Raw genomic sequence first — 882 nt, 5'->3', positions numbered from 1 at the left:
CCATCCAGGCCGCAGACGGTCCCGCAAACTTTCACCGGCACCACGACCTTCAATTTGTAGATTGTCACTTCGACAGACACAAAAAAGCCCGGAAAACCGGGCTTTTTCGCGAACTAGCAAGGCAAACAATTACTTGATTTTGCCTTCCTTGTACATAACGTGCTTGCGAACAACGGGATCGTATTTTTTGATCTCCATTTTCTCAGGCATGTTGCGCTTGTTCTTGTCAGTGGTGTAGAAGTGGCCGGTGCCGGCGCTGGAATTCAGGCGAATCTTGTCACGCATTGTTCTGTCTCCAATCTGCGGTTAAGCAGTAATTAAACTTTCTCGCCGCGCTTGCGCAGCTCTGCCAGTACGGTATCGATACCTTTCTTATCGATAATGCGCATACCTTTAGTAGAAACACGCAGTTTAACGAAGCGCTTCTCTGCTTCCACCCAGAAACGGTGTGACTGCAGGTTCGGCACGAAGCGACGCTTGGTGCGGTTTTTGGCGTGAGAAACGTTGTTTCCGGTTACCGGGCGCTTACCGGTTACCTGACATACCTTAGACATCTGATTGGCCTCTTCAATAACTCTCGTGCCCTCAGCTCGGGGGCGGGGCAGGGACTAAATTCGGTATCCAGCGCGACCGCGGGATCTGTACAGAATCTGGCCCGGCCGCAAAGAGCGGCGTTTTATACCAGAACACCCTAGGTGGGGCAAGTTTTAACCAGTTTTTTTGCTGTCTGACCGGCCACTTTGGGTCGAAAGCACCGAACTCCCTTGGCCCCATCACCCGCCTACTGGTCCTATGTGGCCCTCTGGCAACGAAGTATATTCATTAAAAGCGAAGGTGAGGTGGCGGGTGTGGCTTTTCGGGATCGTCGCAAACAGGATGTTT

Annotated in this window: 2 protein-coding genes; both read right to left on the bottom strand. The window is 51.9% G+C overall.

Translation table 11 applies throughout. The annotated features are described in order from the left end of the window. Window positions 1-129: 129 nt before the first annotated feature. On the bottom strand, window positions 130-285 hold the full coding sequence (rpmG, locus tag B4U49_RS00450; RefSeq protein WP_066960071.1) for a 50S ribosomal protein L33: 156 nt from the start codon (window positions 283-285) through the stop codon (window positions 130-132). Window positions 286-317: 32 nt separating this feature from the next. Further along, the gene (gene rpmB / locus B4U49_RS00445) at window positions 318-554 is read right to left on the bottom strand and encodes a 50S ribosomal protein L28 (protein WP_010132080.1); all 237 of its coding nucleotides are present in this window, start codon (window positions 552-554) and stop codon (window positions 318-320) included. Window positions 555-882 lie beyond the last annotated feature (328 nt).

This window comes from Microbulbifer mangrovi, from assembly GCF_002009015.1.
GTDB lineage: Bacteria > Pseudomonadota > Gammaproteobacteria > Pseudomonadales > Cellvibrionaceae > Microbulbifer > Microbulbifer mangrovi.
Note: the sequence above shows the minus strand (reverse complement) of the source record. Positions and strands in the feature narration are given on the sequence as shown.

Bases quoted from the DNA above. Each gene is read 5' to 3' on its own strand.
- rpmG (WP_066960071.1), bottom strand. From the start codon at position 285: ATGCGTGACAAGATTCGCCTGAATTCCAGCGCCGGCACCGGCCACTTC.
- rpmB (WP_010132080.1), bottom strand. From the start codon at position 554: ATGTCTAAGGTATGTCAGGTAACCGGTAAGCGCCCGGTAACCGGAAAC.